This window comes from Rhizobium sp. 01N447_2 (assembly GCF_056399245.1).
In genome coordinates, this window is the sequence record NZ_JBFTQY010000086.1 from 1 (window position 1) to 25,821 (window position 25,821).

At 59.7% G+C, this 25,821-nt stretch carries 25 protein-coding genes and 3 pseudogenes; 18 read left to right on the forward strand and 10 right to left on the reverse strand.

Annotation, left to right across the window (positions count from 1 at the left end; translation table 11 throughout):
* On the forward strand, window positions 1-950 hold a 950-nt coding region (locus AC1ECN_RS33660), incomplete at its 5' end, for a sensor histidine kinase (protein WP_477955426.1).
* 123 nt (window positions 951-1,073) lie between these two features.
* Here AC1ECN_RS33660 and AC1ECN_RS33665 read toward each other — a convergent pair.
* The 6 genes and pseudogenes from AC1ECN_RS33665 to AC1ECN_RS33690 all read right to left on the reverse strand — a co-directional run bounded on the left by AC1ECN_RS33665 (window position 1,074) and on the right by AC1ECN_RS33690 (window position 7,035).
* Window positions 1,074-2,336 (reverse strand): MgtC/SapB family protein, encoded by a 1,263-nt coding sequence (locus tag AC1ECN_RS33665; protein ID WP_024323151.1) that lies wholly within the window; start codon window positions 2,334-2,336, stop codon window positions 1,074-1,076.
* A gap of 253 nt (window positions 2,337-2,589) precedes the next feature.
* Window positions 2,590-3,561, reverse strand: coding sequence for an ABC transporter ATP-binding protein (locus AC1ECN_RS33670; protein ID WP_130673348.1), 972 nt, complete (start codon window positions 3,559-3,561; stop codon window positions 2,590-2,592).
* 16 nt (window positions 3,562-3,577) lie between these two features.
* A complete protein-coding gene (locus AC1ECN_RS33675) occupies window positions 3,578-3,703 on the reverse strand; it encodes a hypothetical protein (RefSeq protein ID WP_281033848.1) in 126 nt (41 codons plus the stop codon).
* A 15-nt stretch (window positions 3,704-3,718) separates the two neighbouring features.
* Window positions 3,719-4,441 (reverse strand): CBS domain-containing protein, encoded by a 723-nt coding sequence (locus AC1ECN_RS33680; RefSeq protein WP_130673347.1) that lies wholly within the window; start codon window positions 4,439-4,441, stop codon window positions 3,719-3,721.
* 487 nt (window positions 4,442-4,928) lie between these two features.
* Window positions 4,929-6,003: pseudogene (gene adhP, locus AC1ECN_RS33685) on the reverse strand (alcohol dehydrogenase AdhP).
* Between the two features lie 288 nt (window positions 6,004-6,291).
* Entirely contained in the window at window positions 6,292-7,035 is a 744-nt protein-coding gene (locus tag AC1ECN_RS33690) for a response regulator (protein ID WP_130673346.1), read from the reverse strand.
* 125 nt (window positions 7,036-7,160) lie between these two features.
* Between AC1ECN_RS33690 and AC1ECN_RS33695 the strand changes: the two are divergent.
* A pseudogene (locus tag AC1ECN_RS33695) lies at window positions 7,161-7,912 on the forward strand (Crp/Fnr family transcriptional regulator).
* A gap of 158 nt (window positions 7,913-8,070) precedes the next feature.
* Here the strand turns inward: AC1ECN_RS33695 and AC1ECN_RS33700 are convergent.
* Window positions 8,071-8,421 carry a hypothetical protein gene (locus AC1ECN_RS33700; protein WP_130673345.1) on the reverse strand — a complete coding sequence of 117 codons (351 nt, stop codon included), beginning with the start codon at window positions 8,419-8,421 and terminating at the stop codon, window positions 8,071-8,073.
* Between the two features lie 281 nt (window positions 8,422-8,702).
* Between AC1ECN_RS33700 and hemN the strand changes: the two genes are divergently transcribed.
* Together hemN and AC1ECN_RS33710 are read left to right on the forward strand one after the other, a co-directional pair.
* Window positions 8,703-10,055, forward strand: coding sequence for an oxygen-independent coproporphyrinogen III oxidase (gene hemN / locus AC1ECN_RS33705; RefSeq protein ID WP_130673577.1), 1,353 nt, complete (start codon window positions 8,703-8,705; stop codon window positions 10,053-10,055).
* A 295-nt stretch (window positions 10,056-10,350) separates the two neighbouring features.
* Complete coding sequence (locus AC1ECN_RS33710) at window positions 10,351-10,845, forward strand: hypothetical protein (protein WP_130673344.1); 495 nt, start codon at window positions 10,351-10,353, stop codon at window positions 10,843-10,845.
* Between the two features lie 110 nt (window positions 10,846-10,955).
* Here AC1ECN_RS33710 and AC1ECN_RS33715 read toward each other — a convergent pair whose 3' ends face one another.
* The 3 genes from AC1ECN_RS33715 to AC1ECN_RS33725 all read right to left on the reverse strand — a co-directional run bounded on the left by AC1ECN_RS33715 (window position 10,956) and on the right by AC1ECN_RS33725 (window position 14,258).
* The gene (locus AC1ECN_RS33715) at window positions 10,956-11,414 is read right to left on the reverse strand and encodes a pseudoazurin (RefSeq protein WP_130673343.1); all 459 of its coding nucleotides are present in this window, start codon (window positions 11,412-11,414) and stop codon (window positions 10,956-10,958) included.
* 159 nt (window positions 11,415-11,573) lie between these two features.
* On the reverse strand, window positions 11,574-13,499 hold the full coding sequence (locus AC1ECN_RS33720) for a hybrid sensor histidine kinase/response regulator (RefSeq protein WP_130673342.1): 1,926 nt from the start codon (window positions 13,497-13,499) through the stop codon (window positions 11,574-11,576).
* Window positions 13,500-13,526: 27 nt separating this feature from the next.
* Window positions 13,527-14,258, reverse strand: a complete 732-nt coding sequence (locus AC1ECN_RS33725) for a Crp/Fnr family transcriptional regulator (RefSeq protein ID WP_477955429.1) — start codon at window positions 14,256-14,258, stop codon at window positions 13,527-13,529.
* A gap of 227 nt (window positions 14,259-14,485) precedes the next feature.
* On the opposite strand from AC1ECN_RS33725, the gene ccoN reads away from it, so the two are divergent.
* From ccoN to AC1ECN_RS33795, 14 genes and pseudogenes are all read left to right on the forward strand, one after another.
* Window positions 14,486-16,108, forward strand: coding sequence for a cytochrome-c oxidase, cbb3-type subunit I (ccoN, locus tag AC1ECN_RS33730; RefSeq protein WP_018070434.1), 1,623 nt, complete (start codon window positions 14,486-14,488; stop codon window positions 16,106-16,108).
* Window positions 16,109-16,116: 8 nt separating this feature from the next.
* On the forward strand, window positions 16,117-16,851 hold the full coding sequence (gene ccoO / locus AC1ECN_RS33735) for a cytochrome-c oxidase, cbb3-type subunit II (RefSeq protein WP_027690285.1): 735 nt from the start codon (window positions 16,117-16,119) through the stop codon (window positions 16,849-16,851).
* An 8-nt stretch (window positions 16,852-16,859) separates the two neighbouring features.
* Entirely contained in the window at window positions 16,860-17,012 is a 153-nt protein-coding gene (locus AC1ECN_RS33740; protein WP_130673340.1) for a cbb3-type cytochrome c oxidase subunit 3, read from the forward strand.
* Window position 17,013: 1 nt separating this feature from the next.
* Window positions 17,014-17,877 (forward strand): cytochrome-c oxidase, cbb3-type subunit III, encoded by an 864-nt coding sequence (ccoP, locus tag AC1ECN_RS33745; protein WP_130673339.1) that lies wholly within the window; start codon window positions 17,014-17,016, stop codon window positions 17,875-17,877.
* A gap of 11 nt (window positions 17,878-17,888) precedes the next feature.
* Window positions 17,889-18,074, forward strand: coding sequence for a hypothetical protein (locus AC1ECN_RS33750; RefSeq protein ID WP_018481647.1), 186 nt, complete (start codon window positions 17,889-17,891; stop codon window positions 18,072-18,074).
* Window positions 18,075-18,224: 150 nt separating this feature from the next.
* The gene (gene ccoG, locus AC1ECN_RS33755; protein ID WP_130673338.1) at window positions 18,225-19,793 is read left to right on the forward strand and encodes a cytochrome c oxidase accessory protein CcoG; all 1,569 of its coding nucleotides are present in this window, start codon (window positions 18,225-18,227) and stop codon (window positions 19,791-19,793) included.
* A complete protein-coding gene (locus AC1ECN_RS33760) occupies window positions 19,790-20,275 on the forward strand; it encodes a FixH family protein (RefSeq protein WP_130673337.1) in 486 nt (161 codons plus the stop codon). The genes ccoG and AC1ECN_RS33760 overlap by 4 nt, the downstream gene beginning before the upstream one ends.
* Complete coding sequence (locus AC1ECN_RS33765) at window positions 20,272-22,557, forward strand: cation-translocating P-type ATPase (RefSeq protein ID WP_130673336.1); 2,286 nt, start codon at window positions 20,272-20,274, stop codon at window positions 22,555-22,557. The genes AC1ECN_RS33760 and AC1ECN_RS33765 overlap by 4 nt, the downstream gene beginning before the upstream one ends.
* Complete coding sequence (gene ccoS, locus AC1ECN_RS33770; protein ID WP_003549679.1) at window positions 22,554-22,712, forward strand: cbb3-type cytochrome oxidase assembly protein CcoS; 159 nt, start codon at window positions 22,554-22,556, stop codon at window positions 22,710-22,712. Before AC1ECN_RS33765 ends, ccoS begins: the two co-directional genes overlap by 4 nt.
* Window positions 22,713-22,746: 34 nt before the next feature.
* A complete protein-coding gene (locus tag AC1ECN_RS33775) occupies window positions 22,747-23,418 on the forward strand; it encodes a Crp/Fnr family transcriptional regulator (protein ID WP_130673335.1) in 672 nt (223 codons plus the stop codon).
* Between the two features lie 135 nt (window positions 23,419-23,553).
* Window positions 23,554-24,015: a cytochrome c maturation protein CcmE gene (gene ccmE, locus AC1ECN_RS33780; RefSeq protein WP_017992271.1), complete on the forward strand. Its 462-nt coding sequence runs from the start codon at window positions 23,554-23,556 to the stop codon at window positions 24,013-24,015.
* Complete coding sequence (locus AC1ECN_RS33785) at window positions 24,012-24,209, forward strand: hypothetical protein (protein WP_130673333.1); 198 nt, start codon at window positions 24,012-24,014, stop codon at window positions 24,207-24,209. The genes ccmE and AC1ECN_RS33785 overlap by 4 nt, the downstream gene beginning before the upstream one ends.
* Window positions 24,210-24,283: 74 nt before the next feature.
* A complete protein-coding gene (locus tag AC1ECN_RS33790) occupies window positions 24,284-24,964 on the forward strand; it encodes a CBS domain-containing protein (RefSeq protein WP_130673332.1) in 681 nt (226 codons plus the stop codon).
* Window positions 24,965-25,624: 660 nt separating this feature from the next.
* A pseudogene (locus tag AC1ECN_RS33795) lies at window positions 25,625-25,821 on the forward strand (5-aminolevulinate synthase); the annotation flags it as partial.

Here is a 25,821-nt window from a genome sequence, read left to right on the forward strand (position 1 = left end):
CGCTCACATTGGTCGGAGGGCGGGCGTTTTTTGTCGGCCACCAGCGCATTGTCGTTGACGTAGCGACGATGGGCGATCCACAGAATGTCATATCAGAAGTCTTCTGGAACGAGATTCTCGAGCACATGATCGTGCCGATGAGCATTCTTCTGGTGCTTGTTCTCGGTGCGACATTGCTGTCCGTGCGACGCGCCCTGAAACCCGTACAAGCGGCGGCCAATGCAGCAGACCTGATTGATCCCCTGGACTCCATGTCCCACCTGCCGTTTCAGGAGATGCCGCGTGAGGTCGCTCATCTCGCCGTAGCCGTCAATCGCGCCTTTGAGCGCGTCGGCGAACTCATGAAATCCCAAAGGGTACTGACGTCGGGTATCGCGCACGAGGTTCGTACCCCGCTTGCCGCGATCAAGCTCGAACTCGGCCGCATCGATCATCCCAGGGCGCGTAAAGCCGAAGCCGACCTTGACGACCTCGTAGACTTCGTCAGTCAGCTTACCGCACTTGCTCGCCTGGACTCGTTCGATCACGGAATGTTCGAGGAGATTGATCTTGCCATGTTGTGCTCGGAGGTCGTTACGCAGCTAGCGCCGTGGGTTTACGAGAACGAGCACTCGCTTGAGCTTTCGATTCAAGCGCACGACGTGTTTGTGAAGGCTGTTCCGGCCTTATTGAAGGATGCGTTGCGCAATCTGATAGAGAATGCGGTGCGCCACACGCCAAATGGCACAAACATTGTTGTAAGGGTCGGCACGAAGTGTGTTGAGGTCGAAGACAGGGTCGCGTCGGTACAGCAAGCGCCTGCCGATCCGGTTTATCGGTCTGACGGCCTCGGAATAGGCCTCAAGATCGTCGAACGGATTGCCGAGCTGCACAAGGGATCGCTTCGCAATACTCTGACAAAGCATGGTCACACATTCTATCTGGAGCTGGCGAGGACGGAGGGGCGCTGAGATCTGGAATGGCCTCAAGACAATGCAATTCTCGCTGCCACACATGCGACACGCATCGAAAAGAAGGCGTGCTCGGCAAGAAGGCGAACGGCATCGGCAATGGTCGATTATGCGAACAAGCGCTCACGCCAGCACCAAGCCGGCAATTCCGGCAAAAGTCGCGACACTGCCGGCGATCGCGAAACGAACCGCATAGGCGATGCTCCCCATGCTTGCTGCAAGAACAGCTTTCGCAAGCAGATTGGCGAATGCGGCGACCGCTATGGCGCGAGCGGCCGCATCCGCCGGCACCTGGATGGATGACAGTTTAGCCACGGCAAGTGTTATCGCATCGAGATCGCCCAGTCCCGTGATGAACGCAAGGGCGACCAGCGACTGAGTTCCGAAGACGATCAGGGTCATGCGTGTCAGGACCGTCACGACGGCGAGAACAAGCGCGAAACGCAGCACGACCATCACCTCAAGTGGGTTTCGCGGCAAGAAATCAGTGCTGTCATCCGGGCGCCGCAACGATGCGGCGAGGCCGCCTCCCATGGCGAAGATCACAGCAGCGGGCGCGAGCGATGGAGCCAGCTCTCTGAAAACAGCCGGTGCAATGACGCCGCAAATCAAAAGCACTCGGGCGAGGGAAACGGCACCCGCCAGCATCGCTCCCGCTGAAAGCAGTGGTGAGAGGGCAGGCATCTGTGTCGACTGGCGGGCAAAGGAAAGCGTCAGGGCTGTCGACGAGACGATGCCGCCGCTGGCCCCGGTCAACAGGATTCCAGCGCGGGCACCGCTGAGCTTGATCAGGATATAACCGACAAAGGAAACAGTTCCCACCAGGATCGTCAGCATCCAAAGCTCGAAGGGGTTGATCGCCTGCCAGGGATCGACCGGCTCATTGGGCAGGATCGGGAGGATGACGACCGTCATCGTCAGCAGAATCAGGGCCGCCCTGAGCTCGAGCCAGGTCAATTGACGAAGAAATCCATGCAGCGGTTCCCGCGCGGCGAGAAGGGCTGTTATTGCAACAGCGCTTGCCGCCGTCGCCGTCATATCGGCAACGACTGCGCCGAAGCCCAGCGCGAAGACCGTTATTGCCGCAATGGTACCGGTTGCGCTGTAGTCTTTGTCATGTGTTGCCTGCATGCGGCTGAAAACGAGAATTGTGACGCAAAAGGAAGCAAAGATAGCCGTCGGCAGAATTGGCCCTGTCACGGGCTGCAGGAAACCGCAGAAGCCGCCCAGGAAACTGGACAGGCCATAGGTGCGGATCCCCGCCACTCTTTTGCCCGGCGCGGCCTCACGATCCTGCCAGCCGCGCTCGATGCCGACCAGGATACCGATCGCAAGCGCGAGGCTGAGGCGCTGGAAAGCTTCTGTCGTTACCAATGATATCATCATCTGATGGTCCAGACGCGCCGGCCCATCCATCGCTGAAGGCACCTGCGCCGCCTATATCGTTGCCGTTCATCCGCAAGCTGCTGTCAGCGACATTCGGACAGATTTGCTCCACGAACTGCTAATATGCCGAGTACAACACGAAGAATGCCGCAGGTCGAAGCATTCCAAACGAAGAGCGCTCGTTGCGTATGTCATGCTTATCCCAATCAGCCTTCAGATACTCGTGCAAGCGACCTGCCACCAATTCAAGCCTTCACCGCCTCAACGCCGGCACTTCGTCCCTGTAGACGCCTTCGCCCCGTAAAGTGGTGGCGGCATCGCTCGCATCGCGGATCATGGCGTATTTGACCTGGGTGACTTTGAGGTCGCGGTACCAGTCGACCAGTTCCCCCCAGGGATCAGTGATCTTGGACAGACCGGAGATGAAGGCGACGACCGTGCCTATCTCGGTCTTGCCAGTGACGACATAATAGCCGCCGAGCGCGAAGATGCCGACATAGCCGACCTGCGTCATCAGATTCATCAGAAAATTCATGGTGAACTTGATCCGGTAGATGCTCATATTGGTCGAGAATAGCCTCTGCACCCGGCCGCTCTGGGCATCGAGAGCATCGCTGGTGACGACGTGCCGGACCATCCCCTCGCTGACGTGTCGCATCACCGTGATCTTGGTCTCGACCCGGCGGTTGATCGCCATTTGCATCAGCGGCACGAAGCCGATCTGCGGCAAGAAGACGGCGGCGACGGCAAGCGCCATCAGCGGCTGCAGGTAGATCATGTAACCGCCGACTGCAATCAGGATGCCCGCCTGCAGGAGGGGCTCCGAAACGCTGGTGCCAACGAAGCCACCGACGGGTTCCGCCTCGGCCAGGACGATCGAAAGCTGGACACCTTCGGCGAGTGCATCGACGGGAGATTCGTGAGAGCACTCGGATGCGGCGAGCACGCCCATGCGAAGCCAGCGGATCGCGACCTCGCCGATCCATCCGCGATAGAGGTTCAGCGCCAGCTTGGTCAGACCTTCCAGAAGGGCGAGGCCGAGGTAAGCGAAAACAAGAATCAGGATGGCCTGGTAGGAAGCGCCCCCTGTGGCCGCGTTGATGATGCGCCTTTGCACCTCAAGCGGCGCGGTGCCGGCGAGGAAGAGGAGGATCGAAAGGGCGGCGATCGCGATCTGATGATGGCGACCCATGAGGAGTACGAAACCGAACAGGTTTTTCGGCATTTGACGTCCTGACCCCTCACCCTTCCGATGAGGCGACGAGTTTTTCCATGTCGGGAAAGAGAAGTGCGGACGCTGCCGTCATTGCGAGCATCGACGTTGCCAGCAGTTGCGCCATGCGATCGTTGAGAGCCGGGTGTTCCATGGTTTTCCCTCGAGTTCAGCCCTGTTTGGCCTCGGTCTCCGGCGGCGGGATTGCGACGCCGTAATAGGGATCGACCCAGACGAGCTGGTCCTTGATCGACGTCACGCCCGGGACATTCTCGACCGCGACTTTCGCGGCGAGACGTTCGCGTTCATCGAAGATGGTGCCGCTCAGCTCGGCAACGCCGTTCGTGACCCGGCAATAGATGAAGCCGTTACGGCTCCAGCTCTGCCGGGCAAGCTCGGCGTCGATCGCCGCCTGGATCTGCGCATCGCTTGCGGAAACGGCGGCGGCCGGCAGAGCTTTCGACAGTGCGCGCAGCAGGTCGGAGCGGGCAACGATGCCGACGAGCCTGCCATCGGTGACGACGGGCAGGCGCTTGATATCCTGACGCTCCATCAGCCTGACGGCGTCGGAGATGGAAGCGGTTGGCGCGATCGCGCTGACCGGCACGGTCATCACCTCCTCGACTCGTCGCCCATGAGTGCGGACATATTCGTCGGCGATCTTGCCCGGGCTGGTCAGCCATTCGAGTAGCCAGGAACGCTTACGCTCGGTGTTCAGCTCACTACGGCGCAGGAAATCGCCTTCGCTGACGATACCGACGAGCGCTCCGTTGGCATCAACGACCGGCAGGCCGCTGATCTTGTTGTCGAGCATTCGCTTCGCGGCTTCGGCAACGGAGCAGGATGCCGTTACGGTGATCGGCGGCGAGGTCATGATGGCTTGAACGAGCATTTTCAACTCCTGATGAAGGCAAGTTTGGGATCGTGCCGGTGGCGCTCCGAAGCTTTCGGATGGGTCAGCATTTGCCGACGAAACCATTGGCTGGATATCGATCGCTTCGGAGGGCGGCCGCGCTTGAACCAGTGGGAAGAAGGTAGCGTCGATGAGAGCTGGATGCTTTGATCGACGTCAAAATTGAAGAGGCAGGCAGACATGGACGCGGGAAGCGGCACAGGGCATTTTGCCGATCGGCCAGCGCGTCGCCATGGTAACGCTTGCAGCCGTCCCTATGAGATCAATGATCAACGCATGTTACGGCACAGCCGTTCTGCGCCTGACGGAAATGCCGGTGTCCCGCCGCCTCGCGGCGGCGGGGATGCTGCGCAGCGGCCGGCTAAAGCGCGTCGCAATCTTTCAGATTCGCTCCCTGCGCTTTGGGTCTTTGTTTTTACGCATGTCGTTTGTCGCAAAATCGCTGCACACTTTTGCGCGACATGCGTTAGGCAGCGGACTGTCCCTGCGTTGCGAATGCGCTCGCCTGCCCGGCGATGTCGAGCACCATGCGCCCCTCGATCGTTCCCGCCTTGAGAGCGGCAAAGATATCGTTGACATCATCGAGCGGCGCCTTGGCGATCTCGGCCCGGACACGGCCCTCGATGGCGAATGCGAGTGCTTCATCGAGGTCCCGGCGCGTTCCGACAATCGAACCACGCACGGTGATGCGTTTCAGCACCACGTCGAAGATCGGTGTCGGGAAGTTGCCCGGCGGCAGACCGACAAGGCTGACGGTGCCTTTGCGGCGCACCATACTGAGCGCCTGCGAGAAAGCGGGCGGCGAGACGGCGGTGACAAGTACGCCATGCGCGCCGCCGCTCGTCACCTTCAGCACTTTCTCGATTGTGTCTTCGGACAGCGCATTGAGTGCGAGATCGGCGCCGACCTGGCGGGGCGAGGTCGAGCTTGCCGGCAGCGACATCGAGGGCGACCACCTTGAGGCCCATCGCCTTGGCATATTGGATCGCGACGTGACCGAGGCCGCCGACACCCGATATCGCCACCCACTCACCGGGCCGCGCCTCGGTTTCCTTCAAGCCCTTGTACGTCGTGACGCCGGCGCAGAGGATCGGCGCGATCTCGGCGAAGTCGACGTTTTGGGGAAGGCGGGCGGCGAAGGCGGCGGAGGCGATGACATATTCGGCAAAGCCGCCGTTGCAGCTGTAGCCGGTATTGTGCTGGTGTTCGCAAAGCGTTTCCCAACCGGTTTCGCAATATTCGCAGCGAAGGCAGGCATCGTGCAACCAGGCGACGCCGACGGCATCGCCTTCCTTGAATTCGGTAACGCCGGGACCGAGGGCGGCAACGATGCCGGCCGCCTCATGGCCTGGAATGAAGGGCGGCGTCGGCTTGACAGGCCAATCGCCTTCCGCTGCGTGCAGATCGGTATGGCAGACGCCGCATGCGACGACCTTCACCAGGATTTCGCCCGGGCCGGGCACAGGCACAGGCACGCATTCGATTGCGAGCGGTTTGCCGAATTCGCGCACCACTGCCGCCTTCATCAGCTTGTTCGTCATGACCATCATCCTTTCACGATGTTTGTTCGGGGGGATGATGAAGACGGCGCCCGGCGGCGCATTGATTCATCGCAAGCGGCCCTCGATGGCGTTCGAGTTGACGGCGTTCAAATCTTGACGCCAATCAAGGCCTGCTGCGCACGCCGGCCTGATCTCGCCTCGTGCGACGGGTCAGAGACGTGCGGGGCCAAGGAGATCGCGATCCCTGTCCCGAGCGCCAGAACATGGTAGCGATGAAACTGCTTCACGAGGTCATCGGCGGACTGACGAAGGAAGTKACCTTAAGCGTCACCATTTTCTGAAACCGTCATCCAGCCTGGCGGTGAAGACGTAGCCAACGCCGCGCACGGCCTTGATGAATTGCGGCCTCTTCGGATCTGTTTCGATCTTGCGGCGCAGCCGGACGATCTGGGCATCGATCGTCCGGTCGAAGGCTTCGAGATTTCGGCCCCGAGTCAGATCCATCAGCACGTCACGGGTTAGCACCCGGCCGGCATGCCGCACGAAGGTCGCCAGCATGTCGAATTCACCGGTCGTCAATTCGATCTCCGCACCTTCGGGATCGAGAAGCTGGCGGCGACTGAGATTGAGCTTCCAATCCTCGAAGCCGATGATTTCCTCGCTGACCGGCTCGGCATTGCGTGCCGAAGATTGCCGACGACGCAGGATCGACTTCAGCCGTGCATGGACTTCTCTGAGGTGGAAGGGTTTGGCGATGTAATCGTCGGCGCCGATTTCCAGACCGACGATCCGGTCGACGACGTCGTCGCGGCCCGTCAGCATCATGATCGGAACATCGGATTGGGCGCGAATTTCGCGGGCAAGATCAAGCCCGTCCGCGCCGCCGGGAAGGACAAGATCGAGCAGGATGGCATCGAAATTCTGCTGGCGCATGCGTACCCGCATCTCGATCCCGTCGGAGGCGGACGAGACAGCGTAACCTTCGTCCTCGAAATAGCGCGTCAGCATCTGACGAATGCGCGGATCGTCGTCAACGACGAGAAGATGCGCGTCATGCTGAAGTGTTGCCATCGCCCATCCGTCAAGCCGCGCTTGTTACAGACTGTTACTGAATTGCACCGTCTTTAACACGCGCGGCATCGGTGTGTCACCAGAAGCCGGTCAATTGTCCTCATCGACAGCACAGAGGGACGGTCATGCTGCAGGCAACCCATTTTCACCCCGCTCTGGAGATCGCCAACGCGGCGCTTCTCGGCTCCGAGCCGAACTGCTTGCAGGCACTTTTCAGAGAGCAGCCAGTCGAACATCTGGCCGCTGGCCAGTCACTGTTCTTCGAGGGCGACGTCGCCAAGCACCTCTTTGAAGTGGTTGAGGGGAACCTGCGCATCTTCAGGATCATCTCCGATGGCCGCCGGGTCATCACCGGTTTCCTCCATGCCGGCGACATCGTCGGCGTATCGTTGAAGAACCACTATCTCTACAGTGCCGAGGCAGTCACCGATACCAAGGTTCGCCGTTTCTCACGCAAGGCTTTCGAGGCCGAAGTCAGCAACTCGCCGGAGCTGCGGCCGGAGGTCTTCGCCCGGCTTCGCGACGAGATGGCCGCCGCCCAGGATCAGATGGTGCTCCTGTCCTGCAAGGATGCCGAGGAGCGGCTCTGCAGTTTCCTGTTGAAGCAGCTTCGCCGTGACCCGGATCATTGCCGGTCCAATGCCATCGTCGAGCTGCCGATGACGCGGCTCGACATGGCCGACTATCTCGGCCTGACAATCGAGACGGTTTCGCGAACGATGACGAAGCTGACGACTAAGGGGGTCCTGATGGCGGCCGGCCGCCATTGCGTGCGCATCATGAAATACGCGACACTCGTGCAGCTCTCCGGCGACGATGCTGAATATGTGGCGACGAACGCGGCTTGATCGGTTACGCCGGGAGGCAGCGCCAATGATCCCGAAGTGACGAAAGCCAGAACGCCTAAAGCATATCGCGCAAAAGTGTGCAGCGGTTTTGCGACAACGACATGCGGAAAAACAAAGACTTAAAGCGCGAAGAGCGAATCTGAAAGATCGCGACGCGCTTCAATGACGCGGCATCGGGCGGTGCAGTTTATATCCCCGCCGCCACTTCGGACGATTGCCACGCGCGGCGCCATCTGCGGACGTCGTTTGCCGTGACCAGGACCACCTCGCTGCCGGACTTCTTTGAACCGAGGCCGCTCGCCACGATTTCACAGAACGCGTCGACGTGCTGAAGAAAGCGGACTTCGGTTGCGCGAGGTGGCGAGGCTACGGATAGCAGTGCGCGCCTGGAGACAACGACCGTTTTCATGTCTGCGCCGAAACGCACATCTATGCGCCCCGACTTATCTCGCGCATTCAGGCTTGCGGTGACGACATCGTGCGGCACTTTCATCTCCTCTAAGCAGAAACCTGCGTTGCATGAACGGCTGCTGGCCATTGGTGCTCCCAAATTCTCTCCAAGCTACGACATCGGCGCAGAGACACTTTGACCTCGGTCAACTCGACATCATTTGCCGTGCGACAACTCTCGGAGCTGATGGCCATGGCGACGGTGCCGGTATGCTTTCGCCTGCAACCGATGGATCAGGGCTGGGGCGACTTTGAGCGCGAACCAGCATGCGCGCCGATTTCACGAATGGATTCCAACATTGACCTAGAACAAGGAAGGTCGCGCGGTTCGACATCATAACCGTCCTGTTTTTGTCAAAGGATGCGACAATGTCCGACTGTCTGGTCGCCAAGTATGGCGACGCGCGGTTCCCGCGCTATACGAGCTATCCAACGGCGCCAGCCTTTTCAGCCGCTGTGGGACCGGATGAATATGCGAGGGGTCTCGCAAACATCGGAAAAGCCGGACCCGTCTCCGTCTATCTCCATGTCCCATTCTGCCGCTCGATGTGCTGGTACTGCGGTTGTCACACGAGCATCACACGGCAGGATGGCCCGGTTCGCGAATACCTGGATGTCATGAGCCAGGAGATCGAGCTTGTATCCTTTGCTGCCGGTAACGAGGTCCCCGTAAAGAACGTTCATTTTGGCGGCGGCACCCCTACGATCATGAAGCCGCAGGAGTTTGCCGCAATAATGTCAAAGCTGCGGAGTGCGTTCAGGTTTGAGGCAGATGCGAGCATCGCGGTTGAAATCGATCCACGCACATTGACCGTTCCGATGATCGAAGCGCTGGGCGAAAGCGGTGTCGATCGCGTAAGCCTCGGCGTTCAAAGCTTTGACCCGATCGTGCAAGCCACGATCAACCGAATGCAATCTTTCGAGCAGACGGAGATTGCGGTCAGCGGGCTACGCTCCGTGGGCATCTCCAGTATCAACTTCGATTTGATATACGGCCTTCCGAACCAGACCGTGCAATCCTGCGTCGAAACCGTCAGACTGGCCGCGCAGCTGCGTCCGGAGCGTTTCGCCGTTTTCGGTTATGCGCACATACCGGCCTTCAAGAAGCACCAGCGCCTCATAGATGAAGCGTCGCTTCCGGATGCAAAGCAGCGAAACGAGCAGGCCGAAGCCATCGCGGAAGAGCTTGTTAAGGCCGGATATGCGCGCATCGGGCTCGATCATTTTGCGCTGCCGGACGATCAACTCGCGGTCGCCGCGCGCAACGGCACGATGAGAAGGAATTTCCAAGGCTACACCACAGATGATTGCAATACGCTGATCGGCCTCGGTGCTTCGGCGATCGGGCGATTGCCGAGTGGTTACATCCAGAACCATGTGCCATTGGGTCTGTATCAAGAGCGGGTTGCTTCCGGCATCCTGCCGACAGCCAAGGGATATCTTCTGACTGAAGAGGACAAGCTTCGGGCCAAAATAATCGAGCGGCTTATGTGTGATTTCGAAGTCGATCTCGGACGATTGAGCAAGGAGTCGGGTTTTGACATCGAATTCCTCATCGAGCGAAACGAGCGGCTCAACGACCTCGTCGCCGATGGCGTCGCGACGATCTCCGGAGATCGGATTGTCGTGTCTCAGGACGCACGGTTCATGGTCCGCGCCGTTGCTGCGGCATTCGACGCGTATTTCGGTTCACACGGGCGCACGCACAGCAAGGCCGCTTGATCGAGAAACCAACCTTGTTCGGCGGTCCGCCTTCAGGACAGGAATGCCGTCGCGAGATGTATCCCGCTATCTCTTTGATCGAGCGCAAAGAGCCCATCGATCAGACAGCCTAGGTTCGGGTGAAAGGAGACCGTGATGACTGGTGCGCAGACCGGGCTATCGAGAGCAACATCCCTGATCGTCCTATTTGCAATCACCCCTGCCAGACCGGTGTCCTGCAACGAATGGGCGTTGTCTGCGCGGTTCCTGCCGCCATGGCGATCGCCCGCCGGCTTGTCCCTGCAGAGGTAATAGGATGAACAACCCAATCCTGAACAGCTTCGAAGAACTCGAAAGCTGCTATGATCAGCTTATGTCGTGGTGCGACGTGCTGCAGGCAATTGCCGACTTTCTGCCTTGCCATATCGATGAAGGCCTCTGCGGCCGTATTTCACGCGGTCTGATCCCGCTGTTGCTGACGACACACCAGCTCGAAGAGCGCTCGATCTCGCCCGCACTCGGACTGGTCATGGAGGTCGAAGAGCTGGCCGATGCAAGGGAACGCCGGCACGCCGGTCGTCTATTCGATCATGATGCGGCGCAGCACGTCGTCTTCACGCTGGAAACTCTGAGCGAGGGGCGCTGCCGGCTCTCCTGGGAAGCAGTAGGGTATCAGCTGCGATTGTTCTTCTGTTCGCTGCGCAGGCATATCAAGTCGGAACGGGAGATCATCAGGCTGCTTCAACGGGCAATGGAGGATGAACCGGCGTCGCGTTCGCCCAACATGACTGCTCAGACGGAAACGGCCTGAGCAGCGCGCTGCCAAAGATTCACGAACCAATTGCCGCGGGCTTGACGATGATGGTTCTCGTCGTGCTGCGGCACGGCGCGCAAGCGGCGCCGTCCGCACCTGTCATTCAATCACTGAGTGATCTGAGCCTGGGTGATTCGCGCGAGATCGGCATCCAGCCTCTTGCGCACCATGTTCGGCACCTTGGCGATCTTGATCGGCTCAAGATTAGCCGGGTTATCGCCGACCTGGATCAATGCAACCATGCCCATGCCCACGTGTGGCGTGCACTTCAAGACATATGCGCCCGGAATGTCGAACTTCACCTGATACTGCTCGCTCGGCTTGGATTTGAACTCGGAAACGCCGTCGGGGATGAGCCCCTTGAACGTCTCGACGTTGTGGCTCTTGTCCGTGGGAATGAACGTTACGGTGTCGCCGGGAGCGATCTTCAGGAAGCCGGGCTCGAACACCATCGCACCGTCGGTGCCCTTGTTCAGCATCTGAACCTGGTGGTCGGCAGCCATCAACGGTGCAGCCGAAGCGATCAGGGCTGCCGTTGCAACGATCAGACCGAATTTCAAACGCATTTGCATATCTCCTGTTCCGCGAGGTCTGATTTAGACTCGCGAACATCTTTTAAGACATGCCGGACCCCGGTTCTTTGATGCTCGTCAAATGCGGGAGAAAGCGCGCACTTCGCGCGTCGCGCCGGCGAAGATGCAAAATCAGAATGGTCACCCTGGATGTCACTTCGCGTCGAGAAGTTCGCGGACCCGCAAAGCCAGCTCCTTTGCGGTATAGGGTTTACGCAGCCATTGCGCGCCCGGAACCGTATCATTGCCTGCGAGACCCGGTTCGGAATATCCCGACGTGAAGAGCACGGCAATGTCCGGCCGCAAAATGCGCACCTCTTTTGCGAGTTCGTCACCCGTCATCCCGCCCGGCATCACGATGTCGGTAAAGAGGAGTGCGACGTCAGTATTTGCTTTCAGGAGACCAAGCGCGCGGTGACCGTTTTCGGCTTCACGCACCGTATAGCCCATCGACGCAAGCCTGGCGACGGCCACGCGGCGGACACGCGCATCATCTTCGACGACCAGTACCACTTCGTCCCCTTGCGGCAGTTGGTTGTCACCGGAGCCATGGTCCGGTGCGGGCTCTTGAGGCTTCGCGCCATTGATGGCGGGGAGATATATCCGGACTGTCGTGCCGCGCCCCACCTCGCTGTAAAGCTGGAGATGCCCACCCGATTGCTTCACGAAACCATAGACCATGCTGAGCCCGAGACCTGTGCCCGAGCCGACGTCCTTAGTCGTGAAAAATGGTTCTATCGCGTGCTTCTTGACCTCCTCGGTCATACCGGAACCGGTATCCGTCATCGTGACGAGCACGAAGTTGCCGCTGCGCAGCTCCGGATACATTTTCGCATAGTCGGCATCGAGATGGACCCGCGAGATCGTCGTCGTGAGACTGCCGCCCTTGGGCATGGCGTCCCTTGCGTTCAAAGCGATGTTCAGAATGGCGTTCTGGAGCTGCGAGCTATCCACAAGGACGTTCAGGCCTGATCCATCGATGACGGTCGACAACCTGATATCTTCGCTGAGCGTTCGCCGGAGCAGATCCGAAAAGCCGCTCACAAGCTGACCAAGATCTGCGTGCTTTGGATTCAACGGCTGCCGTCGGCCGAAAGCCAGCAGTTGAGCCGTGAGCACCGCTCCGTCCGCCGCCGCGGCCTGAGCCTCTCCCAGAATTTCACGAAGGCTGCCGGGCGGCAGCTTATCCTCGATCATTTCGAGGTTGCCGCTGATGACGGTCAGGAGGTTGTTGAAGTCATGCGCGATGCCTCCGGTCAACTGGCCAACAGCTTCCATCTTCTGCGATTGACGAAGATCTTCCTCGATTTTGTAACGGCTGGTGAGATCGCGGATAAAACCGGTGAATATACGCTCTCCGTTCGCCGTCGCCTCGCCGACGTGGAGTTCCATCGGAAACTGGGACCCGTCAGCCCGTTTCCCGGTGACGACGCGCCCGTAGCCGATGATGCGTTTCTCACCCGTATCGAGATAATGATCGATGTAGCCATCGTGAGCATCGCGGTAGGGATTCGGCATCAGGCTGCTGACGTTGCGGCCGCAAATCTGGTCTGAAGACATTCCAAACAGCTTTTCGGCAGCCTTGCTGAACGAAAGCACCACTCCCTTGTCATCAATCACCACCATGGCGTCCGGCACGGTGTCGAGGATCGAACTCAGATGCGCTTCGCGGGATTTGACCACCTCTTGAGAGCGTTTCAATGCGCTGACGTCGCTGTTTGTCTCTATGACGGCAAGGTCCCCATCCGGCAGATTGACCAGCACGCAGCGAGACGCGACATGAATGTCATGCCCGCTCTTGTGACGATGAGTGGTTTCACCCTGCCAGAAGCCGCGCGATTTCAACTGTTCGCGGATGTTTTCCACCGGTTCGGGGAACTGTGTCGCCAGCAGTTCGTGCACCTTCTCCCCGACGGCCTCTTCTCTTGCCCAGCCGTACATGTTCTCGCAGCCGATGGACCAATGCGTGATGGTTCCGTCAAACCGATGGATCAGGATGTCAGCTCCGTCCAGCACGTGCACCATCGCATCCAACTCCTGGGACGACACGGTTCTCGGCGATACGAGGCGGTGGGGCATGAACGTCGATCCTGCGGCTTCGTTGCATCAGTGCAAGCTGACCCTATGACAGGATTCCTCCGAAAAATCATCAGCGTCGCCGGACAACCGCGTAAGGCAGGCGAGATCGACGATTCGCAAGTCATGTCTGCCCTCGGGAATGACGACGTTTCGGGATGCAAGTCTGGTGATGGTGCGCGACACGGTTTCAATGGTCAGACCGAGATGGTCTGCAATGTCCTGCCGACTCATAGGGACGCGCAACACGCTTTGCCGCGCCTGAAGATTGCGGCGAGATGCGAGCTTAGCGATGAAACTGCACAGGCGCTCCTCGGCGTTCTTCTTCGAGAGCAGCACCATCTGTTCATGTGCCGCAGACATCTCACGGCAGAGCAGGAAGATGTATTCGGTGTGAAGAGCATCCGACCGGGCGACGTCGTCGTCGAAGCTCTTTCGGGATACGCGGCGAATCTTGCATTCGGTAACCGCCTCCGCCGTGAAAAGGAAATCGCCTTGCAGCGATGCGCCGATGAGGTCGCCGGCGAATTGAAACCCGGTGATCACACGGCGACCGTCGCCGACGATGCGATAGAGGCGAACAACCCCCTCTACGAGCTGGAAAAGATGTTTCGCCTCGTCGCCTTCCCAGCAGATGRCTCTCCCGGCGGGAACGAGTTCCGTCGCCGAGGTGAGGAAGAGCGCTGACAGAGATTGACCGGCGTGGATCGCCTCGTTCGTGATTTCGGCATGTTCGAACACCTGGTTTTTCTGCATCAGCATCGTCGTGTTCCTCGTTGTCAGTCGGCACATTGGAACGCCTCTGCGTCACAGCGGAATGATCGGACAGTGCTAACCGGTGAAAGTTTGTAACAGTTTGTAACCGCGGCGGTTCGCCCCGTCTTGGTGTCCTCTCGTTGATGTAGATCAAGGAGCAATTCGCGGCTTCGTGACAGTCCTGGCGAGAAAGCCGGCCGCGACGCGGTCGTCGGCGCACTGGGGACGACATCATGAATTACACAACGGAAACGATGGTGATCGCGGTCGCGGCGTTTCTAGCGCTGCTAGGAGCCGCATTCGCACATGATCATCTCTTTGCGGTCCATATGGGCATACTTTGCTTCTGCCTCGCCGTGGGGGCTGCTCTGCTGGTTAGGAACGTTGATTTTTCGCCGGCAGGCCAACGGCGGAAAGTCGATATATCAGGCTATTTCGACGAGGTGATCCGGTATGGCCTGATCGCCACGGTATTCTGGGGCGTGGTCGGCTTCCTGGTTGGCGTGGTCATTGCGCTGCAGCTGGCCTTTCCCGACCTCAACATCGCCCCCTATCTCAATTTCGGAAGGCTGCGGCCCGTTCACACGTCGGCAGTCATCTTCGCCTTCGGCGGCAATGCCCTCATCATGACATCGTTCTACGTGGTGCAACGCACCTGTCGCGCACGTCTTTTCGGCGGCAGCCTGGCCTGGTTCGTATTCTGGGGCTACCAGCTTTTCATCGTGATGGCTGCGACCGGATATGTTCTCGGAATCACCCAGGCCCGTGAATATGCCGAACCCGAGTGGTACGTCGACCTCTGGCTGACCATCGTCTGGGTCGCCTACCTCGCCGTGTATCTTGGAACGATCCTGAAGCGCAAAGAGCCGCACATCTACGTGGCAAACTGGTTCTATCTCGGCTTCATCGTCACCATTGCGATGCTGCACGTGGTCAACAACCTAGCGGTTCCCGCCTCGTTCCTTGGCTCCAAGAGCTATTCTGTCTTCTCGGGCGTCCAGGACGCGCTGACCCAATGGTGGTACGGCCATAACGCCGTCGGCTTTTTCCTCACCGCCGGCTTCCTGGGCATGATGTACTACTTCGTGCCGAAGCAGGCCAACCGACCGGTTTATTCATACCGGCTCTCGATCATCCACTTCTGGGCGCTGATCTTCATGTACATCTGGGCCGGCCCGCATCATCTGCATTACACGGCGCTGCCCGACTGGGCCCAGACGCTCGGCATGGTTTTCTCGATAATGCTCTGGATGCCCTCCTGGGGCGGCATGATCAACGGTCTCATGACCCTTTCAGGCGCCTGGGACAAGATCCGTACCGATCCGATCATCCGTATGATGATCGTCGCCATCGCCTTTTACGGGATGTCGACCTTCGAAGGCCCGATGATGTCGGTGAAAACCGTCAATTCGCTCAGCCACTATACCGAATGGACGATCGGCCACGTGCATTCCGGCGCTCTCGGCTGGGTKGGAATGATCACCTTCGGGGCGATCTACTACCTGACGCCGAAGCTGTGGGGACGCGAGCGTCTCTACAGCCTGCGGATGGTCAACTGGCACTTCTGGCTCGCAACCCTCGGGATCGTCGTCTACGCCGCCGTGCTTTGGGTTGCCGGCATCCAGCAGGGGCTGATGTGGCGCGAGTACAATTCCCAGGGCTTCCTCGTCTATTCCTTCGCGGAGACGGTCGCGGCGATGTTCCCCTACTACGTGCTGCGCGCGGTCGGCGGAACGCTTTACCTGGCGGGAGGTCTCGTCATGGCCTGGAACGTGTTCATGACGATCCGCGGCCACCTGCGCGACGAAGCTGCAATCCCAACCACTTTCGTGCCCCAACCACAGCCTGCCGAATGAGGTGAGACATGGCATCGATACTAGATAAACATCAGATCCTCGAGAAGAACGCGACGCTTCTTCTCGTCGGCTCGCTGCTCGTCGTGAGCATCGGCGGCATCGTCGAAATCGCACCGCTGTTCTACCTGCAGAACACGATTGAAAAGGTGGAAGGCATGCGGCCGTATACGCCGCTCGAATTGGCCGGCCGGAACATCTACATCCGCGAAGGCTGCTACCTCTGCCACAGCCAGATGATCAGGCCGTTCCGCGACGAGGTCGAACGTTACGGCCATTACTCGCTCGCGGCCGAGTCCATGTACGATCATCCTTTCCAGTGGGGATCCAAGCGAACCGGGCCGGATCTGGCCCGTGTCGGCGCACGCTACTCCAACGAATGGCATGTCCAGCATCTCGCGGATCCACGGGCAGTGGTGCCGGAGTCGATCATGCCGAGTTACGCCTTCCTCAAAGAGCGGAGGGTGACGGTCAAGGACGTGGGAATGGACCTGAAGGCCAACGAGGATGTGGGCGTGCCTTATAACGACGACATGCTGGCGAACGCGGAGGCCGACATGATGGCCCAAGCCGATCCGAACGCAGATACGACGGCCCTGCTTGCCCGCTATCCGAAGGCGAAGACCGGCGATTTCGACGGCGATCCTGCTGCGCTGACCGAAATGGATGCCTTGGTGTCCTACTTGCAGATGCTCGGAACGTTGGTCGATTTCTCGACCTACGACGACGCGACCGGCTACCGATGAGGTGATCCATGGAAACCTACACTGCAATGAGACACTTCGCCGACAGCTGGGGCCTCCTGGCAATGGCGGCATTCTTCGTCGGCGTCGTTGTGTTCACCCTTCGCCCAGGCAACAAGCAAACGGCGAAAGAGGCCGCCGATATTCCCTTGAAGGATGATTGAGATGCCGGAAAAACATATCGATGAATTTAGCGGCGTCGAAACGACCGGACATGAATGGGACGGCATCCGCGAGCTCAACAATCCGATGCCCCGCTGGTGGGTGTGGACCTTCTATGCCACCATTGTCTGGGCTTTGGGCTATGCAATCGCATATCCGGCGATCCCGATGATGACCGACGCCACGAAGGGCATGCTGGGCTATTCCAGCCGCGCCGAGCTGCAGCAGAACCTGGATCAGGCCAAGGCATCGCAGACGACGCTTCATGATCTGATCGCCGCCAAGACGGTGCACGAGATCGATTCCGATTCTGCCCTTCGCGAATTTGCGGTCGCCGGCGGCGCATCTGCATTCAAGGTGAACTGCGCGACATGCCATGGCTCGGGAGCAAGCGGCGGCCCGGGATTTCCGAACCTCAACGACGACGATTGGCTGTGGGGCGGAGACCTGGATGCCATCCAGGCGACGATCGCGCATGGGATTCGCTTCGACGGGGATACGGACACTCATGCTTCCGAGATGCCGCCCTTTGCCGATGTTCTGGATCCCCTCCAGACAAGGCAGGTCGCGGCTTACGTCTGGGGACTGACCAATACACCGTCGGACCCCGGTCTCGCAGAGGCCGGAAAACAGGTCTTCGTCGATAACTGTGCCGCATGTCACGGCGACGACGCCAAAGGAAAAGCCGAAATGGGCGCGCCGGATCTCGCCGATGCGATCTGGCTGAAGGCACGCGGCGAGGATGCGATCATTCGTCAAGTCGCTTCTCCCAAACATGGCGTCATGCCCGCCTGGGCAGGGCGTCTCGGCGATACGACGGTCAAGGAACTTACCATTTTCGTGCATTCGCTTGGCGGCGGGACGTGAGGAGAAAAGCCATGGCAGCTCACGGCCACAACCCGATCCTCGATCTCTATGGCACGCCGCGCGCCATCATACGATCGCGTGTGTCGGCGCGCGCCAAGGCCACGCCGCCCCCTTCCGATCAGGACGACCCGGCAAAGATCGGCAGTTCGATCGTCAGTTTGACCTGCCTCAAAGACCACGAGCAGACAAGCCGCTAGCGGTGGTTGTTCCCCCGTAGCTCCTCCAGGCCACGCCCTCTCTCCAGGGCGTGGCCTTTTCCTTTCGCGGGAAGGCCTTGCCTCTTGATCTGCATCAAGGAACGGATGCGCGGCAGATGGGACAAGGGCGGGTGAAATCGGATAGGTCCCATGAACCTCTACACTGCACCAGATCCCGATAACATCGAGCGGCTCAATGTCGAGCCGGTCAATGCCCGTCGCAACCGGCAGCCTCTCTACGCACCTCGGAAGAAGGTTTTTCCCAAGCGTGCGGAGGGACGATTCCGTCGGTTCAAGTGGATCGTCATGCTGATTACGCTCGGCATCTACTATCTCGCGCCATGGATTCGCTGGGATCGCGGTCCTTACGCGCCTGACCAGGCAATCCTCATCGACCTTTCTTCACGGCGCTTCTTCTTTTTCTTCATCGAAATCTGGCCTCAGGAATTTTATTATGTAGCGGGTCTCCTCGTCATGGCAGGGTTCGGGCTGTTTCTCGTCACTTCCGCGGTTGGCCGCGCATGGTGCGGCTACGCTTGTCCGCAGACAGTCTGGGTTGATCTTTTTCTCGTCGTCGAACGTGCGATCGAAGGCGATCGAAACGCGCGAATGAAGCTTGACGCTGGTCCCATGAGCTTTGCCAAGCTGAGGAAGCGCGTCGTCAAACATTCGATCTGGCTGCTGATCGGCGTCGTCACGGGCGGAGCGTGGATCTTTTATTTTGCCGACGCGCCGAACCTGCTTGTTTCGCTGTTCACCGGTCGCGCGCCTGCAGCCGCCTACACCACCGTCGCCATCCTTACCGCGACGACCTATGTGCTCGGCGGTCTCATGCGAGAGCAGGTGTGCACCTATATGTGCCCATGGCCACGCATCCAGGGTGCGATGCTCGACGAAAATTCTCTCGTCGTCACCTACAATGACTGGCGGGGCGAGCAGCGGTCGCGTCACGCCAAGAAGGCTTTAGTCAATGGCCTATCGGTCGGGGATTGCGTGGATTGCAATGCCTGCGTCGCGGTGTGTCCGATGGGAATCGACATTCGCGACGGACAGCAGATGGAGTGCATCACATGCGCGCTCTGCATCGACGCCTGCGACGGTGTCATGGACAAGCTCGGAAAGCCTCGCGGCCTGATCGCCTACGCCACGCTGAGCGAATACTCGGGCAACATGTCGCTTGCCACGGAGGAAGGACGAACGGCCGTCCAGCCATCCAGGGTTCGAAACGAGGATGGCACCTTCGTTCCGGCGATCCGGCACTTCAACTGGCGTATCATCTTTCGTCCGAGAACCGTGTTTTACGCAGTCGCCTGGGCGTCTGTCGGCGTGGCCATGCTCGTCCATCTCACCTTTCGGGAGCGCCTTGAACTCAACGTCGTTCACGACCGAAACCCCCAATATGTTCTGGAAAGCGACGGCTCTCTGCGGAATGGCTACACGCTTCGTGTCCTGAACATGGTGCCGACGCCGAGGGATGTGAACATAAGCCTGGTCGGGCTGGAGGGGGCGACGATGCGCATTCCCGAGTTCGGCAAGGAAGACGCTCGCAGCTTTACAGTCCATGCCGAACCCGACGCGGCCACAACGCTCAAGGTCTTCGTTACGCGCAAGCCTACCGGAGCGGCGATCAATGAATTTCTGTTCGTTATCGAAGATTCCGATCATGCCGATCGGGCAACCTACCGCGCGGCGTTCAATGCACCGGGAGACATCAAATGAAGACCTCCGCTCAAGGTTTTACAGGCCTGCATATGCTGCTTGCGACCTCGGCATTCTTTGGCGTGGTGATCGCGGTGAACGTCACCATGGCCTTCTATGCCTCCTCCAGCTGGAGCGGTCTGGTCGTGGAAAACACCTATGTCGCCAGTCAGGAGTTCAACCGCAAAGCGGCGGCGATGAAGGCAATGGCCGCTTCCGGCATCGAGGGCAACCTCTCCATAAAGGGGCACGAGATCCGCTACGACATTCACGACAAGAGCGGATCGCCTGCGATCGTCGACGACGTCGTTCTGAATTTCAAACGGCCCGTCGGAGACCACGAGGACTTCCTCCTTACGCTCAGGAAGACAGCCGCGGGGCGGTTCGAAGCGGAGCATGATCTAGCCGAAGGTGACTGGATCGTCGAGGCCATCTCGCGAAACGGCGGCGTGGTCGTCATGCATGAGGCAAAACGCATCGATACCGCGGAGTTAGACCAATGACCTGCTGTACCATGGACGCGGAAAGCGTACTTGCCCTCAGCGCGACATCATTCAGTGCCGAAGAGGTCCGCCTTGCCAGCCAGCCGCTCGGCGAGGGATTGCGCCAGCTGGACCTGAGCGTTTCCGACGTCCACTGCGGCGGCTGCATTTCGACCATCGAAAGGGCGTTGTTGACGCTTCCCTTCGTCAAGACAGCGCGAGTCAATCTCACGGCGCGAAGGGTGACCTGCGTCTACCAGGATGAGACCGAGACGGGCGCAACCGATCCGTCCAAGATCCTCGCAGCGATCAACGCGGCCGGATATCGCGCGCATCTCTTCACCCCCTCAGCTCCCGAGAACGACAAGACCAGAAATCAGCTTCTCCTCGCGATCGGCGTTTCCGGTTTTGCGGCTGCCAACATCATGTTGCTCTCGGTATCGGTCTGGTCGGGCGCAGATGCCGCGACGCGCGACATGTTTCATTGGATCTCGGCGATGATAGCAGCGCCCGCGCTGGTTTATGCGGGGCGCTTCTTCTTCAAATCGGCCTGGAATGCGCTCCGGCACGGGCGCACCAACATGGACGTTCCGATCTCACTCGCCGTGACGCTCTCCTATGCCGTTTCATTGTGGGAGACCGTCCATCACGGCGAGCATGCGTGGTTCGACGCTTCGGTCTCGCTGCTCTTCTTCCTGCTGATCGGCAGAACCCTCGATCATGTTATGCGGGAAAAGGCTCGGGCGGCGATCAACGGACTCGCAAGGCTGGCGCCGCGCGGAGCATTGCTGATCAATCCGGACGGGTCGCGACGCTACATTGCGGTAGAAGAGATCGCGGCGGGGGATGAAATCTCGATAGCCGCAGGCGAACGGGTTCCCGTCGATGGCATAGTCGTAAGCGGAGAAAGCGACCTGGACCTCTCCATCGTCACCGGTGAGAGCAGCCCCGTCGCCGTCGCCAGCAACAGCGAAGTGAGTTCCGGGGCGATGAATCTGACCGGCTCGCTCGTGTTGCGGGCGACGAGAATTGCCAAGAATTCGCTTCTCTCGGAGATCATCGGCCTCATGGAAGCCGCCGAGGGCGGAAGAGCTCGCTATCGCAGGATCGCCGATCGCGCTGCGACACTCTATTCCCCGGTCGTGCATCTGCTGGCGCTGGTCTCCTTCCTTGCCTGGGGCCTCCTGGGCGGAGACTGGAAACAGGCCATGCTGGTCGCGGTAGCGGTGCTGATCATTACCTGCCCATGCGCATTGGGTCTTGCCGTACCCGTGGTCCAGGTCGTCGCCGCGGGGGAGCTTTTCCGGAAGGGGATCATGGTGAAGGACGGCTCAGCACTCGAAAGACTGGCCGAGACCGACACCGTGGCCTTTGACAAGACGGGCACCTTGACGATGGGCAGTTCGCGCCTTGTCAGAGTGGACGCCATGGACGAGAGCGCCACCGCAATCGCCCGTGGATTGGCCGCGCATTCACGGCATCCTCTTTCTCGGGCCCTGCTACGGGACACCGAAACCGACCTCATGTCCTTCGACATCGTCACGGAAATCCCCGGCGGGGGACTGGAAGCCAGGAACGGAGCGGATGTCTATCGATTGGGCAACGCGGCGTTTGCCTGCGGAACCAGCGTCGTGCCCCGCACCGCCGACAGTCCGTTCTCGGAAGTGGTCCTGTCGAAGAATGGCGTCGATCTTGCCCGCTTCTTCTTCGATGACACGCTTCGTCCGGGTGCTTGCGAGGCCATCGTCCGGCTCGATGCAGCTGGCCTTGAAACGCTGATCGTGTCGGGCGACAGGCAGACCGTCGTCGACAATACGGCGCATGCCCTGGGTATCGACAGGGCTTTGGGCTCTCTGACTCCGAAACAGAAGGTCGAGGAATGCCAGAGGCTGAATGGCGAAGGTCGTCGCGTGCTCATGGTTGGCGACGGTATCAACGACGCCCCGGCACTTGCTGCCGCGCATGTCTCGATGGCGCCGGCCACGGCCTCCGATATCGGCAGACAGGCGGCCGACCTGGTTTTCTTCAACGATCGCCTTGACGCTGTTCCGGAAGCGATCGCCGTTGCGCGACGATCCGCCAGCCTGATCCGCCAGAACTTCGCTCTCGCCATCGGTTACAACGTTCTGGCGGTGCCGATCGCCATCGCCGGATTGGCGACGCCGCTAATAGCGGCGGTGGCAATGTCGACATCTTCGATCATCGTCGTGACGAACGCCCTGCGCCTGAACGCCTTTGGCAAGCGTCCAGATATGCGCATTCGAGGAGGGATCGGCAGGAGTGCGGAGGTCAAAGCCGCATGAACATGTTGATCTATCTCATACCGATCGCGCTGCTGATGGGAGGAATAGGACTCCTGGCATTCCTTTGGTCGCTGAAGAGCGGCCAGTATGACGACCTTCAAGGCGCCGCCTGGCGAATCCTCGCCGAGGACGAAACCGATCAACGAGAACCCTGACCGCACACTGGGTCCAAACACGAAAGGAAGATGGATGCTTGCGAAAAATTCTGTACTTCTGCAGTCTGACCTGTTTGCTGGTTTGGATCAGGCGACTGTGGAACAATTCACCGCAACGGCTGAGGTTCGAACCTTCGCCGCTGACGAGAAGATCATAGCCGAGGGCCAACAGGCATCGTTCGTCTACTGCGTCATGAACGGGTTTGTCCGACTTTCAAAATCGGAATCCGCCGGGCGCGAGGCGGATATCTGCGTGTGCGAGCCGGGCGACACCTTTGGAGAGTATCTACTCGCGGGGGGCGGGTCCTACGCTTATAGCGCGCGGTCCGCCGACGGGGCCGAGGTCGCGCTGTTTGCGCTTGCGGACTTGCAGGCGTTCGCCGACCAACATCCGGTCGTACACCGGAACGTCATGCGCATCATGGTCAGGCACCTGCTCGGCGCGATGGATTGTATTGCGGGAGACCGGTTGCTCACAGCCGCGCAGCGGGTGGCAAACTACCTTATGAGCCGCTGCCTCGCCTCGGCCACCACCTCGCGGGTCACGTTCCGCCTTCCTTACCGGAAGCGAATCCTGGCCGGCAAACTGGGACTGGCGCCGGAAGCCCTTTCCCGCGCGTTTGCGGCGCTCGCCCCGGCGGGGGTCGAAGTCAGAGGCAAGGTCGTCCTCGTCGATAGCGTCGACCTGCTGCGGGAGGCATGCTGAACCAACAAAACGGGATCGGCAAAGTGTCGTAATTGACCAGCGTGAATGTGCCGATCCCCCAGCCGATAGCGAACACGGCAGGCAATTGCTGGCGCTTGCCAGAGAACTCGGTATCGCGACGGAGGGACCGACGCAATGACACGCAAGCAGAAGCGCCTGGTGGTGATCGCAGGAGGCATGGGCTTCATTGCAGCCGCCGTGCTGTTGGTGATGTTCGCCTTCAGCCAGTCGGTCGCCTATTTCTACATGCCGGCCGATCTGGCTAAGACGCCGGTAGCGCCGGAAACCCGCATTCGCCTCGGCGGCCTGGTCGGCGAGGGCAGCGTCGTGCGCGACACCGGTTCGACGGTGGAATTTGCCGTCACCGACGGCAGCGCCAATGCCGTAATGGTCAAATATACCGGCATCTTGCCCGATCTCTTCCGCGAAGGGCAAGGCGTCGTCACCGAGGGCATGTTTGCCACAGGCACCAACGTCTTCATCGCCGATACCGTGCTTGCCAAGCATGACGAGACCTACTTGCCGAAGGATGTGGCCGACAGGCTCAAAGCCCAGGGGCTATGGAAGGAGGGCCAGGAGGCAAAGGCGACGCCATGATCATCGAGATCGGCCATTATGCGCTGGTGCCGGCGCTCGTGACATCGATCATCCACTCCATCGTACCGGTGATCGGCGCGCGCAGGCGCGACCAGGCGATGATGGATGTGGCGAGCAAGCCGACTGGCAGCAAGCTGACAGCGGATGAGCAGGCGAAGCTGAGCGAGCTGCTTCACAGAGATCGCACTATTTGACGGAGATCAATGGCGGCTCGACGCGGTCGTCCTATCGTCGTCGCAGCAACAATTCCTATGAACGAGGCAGGACAATGCAGGCGAAGGACATAATGACCACTAACGTGGTGTCGATCGGTCCAGCGGTCGGTATACGCCACGCCGTCGCTGTCATGATGCAAAACAACGTCAGCGGCCTTCCTGTCATTGACGACGAAGGCCGCGTCTGCGGATTGCTTACGGAGGGCGATCTGCTGTTGCGGAGAGAGATCCGCTTCGCTCCCCGCGCCGCCCGTGCACCCGAAATCATATCCGAGATTGATCTTGAGCGATATATTTCCAGCAATGGCTGGTGTGTCGCCGATGTCATGTCTCAAGATGTAATCGTGGCGAGCCCCGACAGCGAGGTGTCGGATATCGCCGAAAGCCTCCAGGCGCACCGGATCAAGCGGCTGCCTATCGTCGAGGACGGGCGCCTTGTCGGGATTGTCAGCCGCAGGGACATCCTCGGCCTGATCATCGATGCCCAGACGGCACCGCTGCCAAAAGGAGATGAATCGATAAGGCTGGCGGTCCGAACGCGCCTGAGGTCGGATTTGGGGATAACGCCCCAGAAGGTCCAGGTAACCGTCAGGAACGGCCAGGTGACACTCGATGGCAACGTCGAGTCGGAGCTGAAGCAAAAGGCTGTTCGCACCCTGGTCGAAAGCCTGGGTGTCGGCGCCTATCGTGACCGGCTCCAGATCGCTCGGCTGACCGGGACCGAGGTGGGCTGAGACAGCGCCTCATGCTGTTTAAAGCGCCCAACAATATCCGCACATCCGCGGACACCAATTTGCGGATATCGCAGCATATGCGGCGATAATGCATCTTATGGGCACCCGCTGGTGTTCAGCCCGCTTCTCGCAGGGATTTTGTGAAATCACTGCTTGCCTCAAACAGACAATCTCGCAGATTTTGGACGCCCGAAGTTCTCAAGCTTGCGGCACTGCCGGCCGCGCCTGGCGGCGCGGCTTCGGCTGGCGCTCGTTGGTGAGGGTGAATTGACGCGAGGAGGCTCGCTCGGTGTTGCGCCCCAAACCGAGCGAGCCTCTGTCAAGTTCCCCCCTTGACACGGGAAAATCCCGACCCGCCAAACCGACATACTCAATAGGCGATGCCGTTTCCTTGATGGAGGTCAAACACGGCTGGCAGAGGCCGCGCTCATTCGGCAGCGATGATCTCTTCCAAAGCGGGCAGAATATCCATCGTGAGGCTTTGATCGTCGATCGGTCCGACATGTCTCAAGACGGACGGCTCGTCGAAGCCTCTTCAGCCATCTCGTGACTGGTCCGATGCGCTCGCCAGCTGGTGCTCAGCTTTCACCCAACTTGATCAGGATCAAATACGCCGCAACCACCGCAATGTACTGCTCGAATCACACAGGGAGCGTGCACATGGATTTCGAAGCGTTTTTCAAAGACGAGCTGGACGGGCTTCATGCTGAGGGCCGTTACCGCGTTTTTGCCGATCTCGAACGTCACCGCGGCAATTTTCCCCGCGCGACGCGTTACACCGCGGATGGCCAAAAGGAAGTCACGGTCTGGTGCTCCAACGACTATCTCGGCATGGGCCAGCATCCGAAGGTGATCGA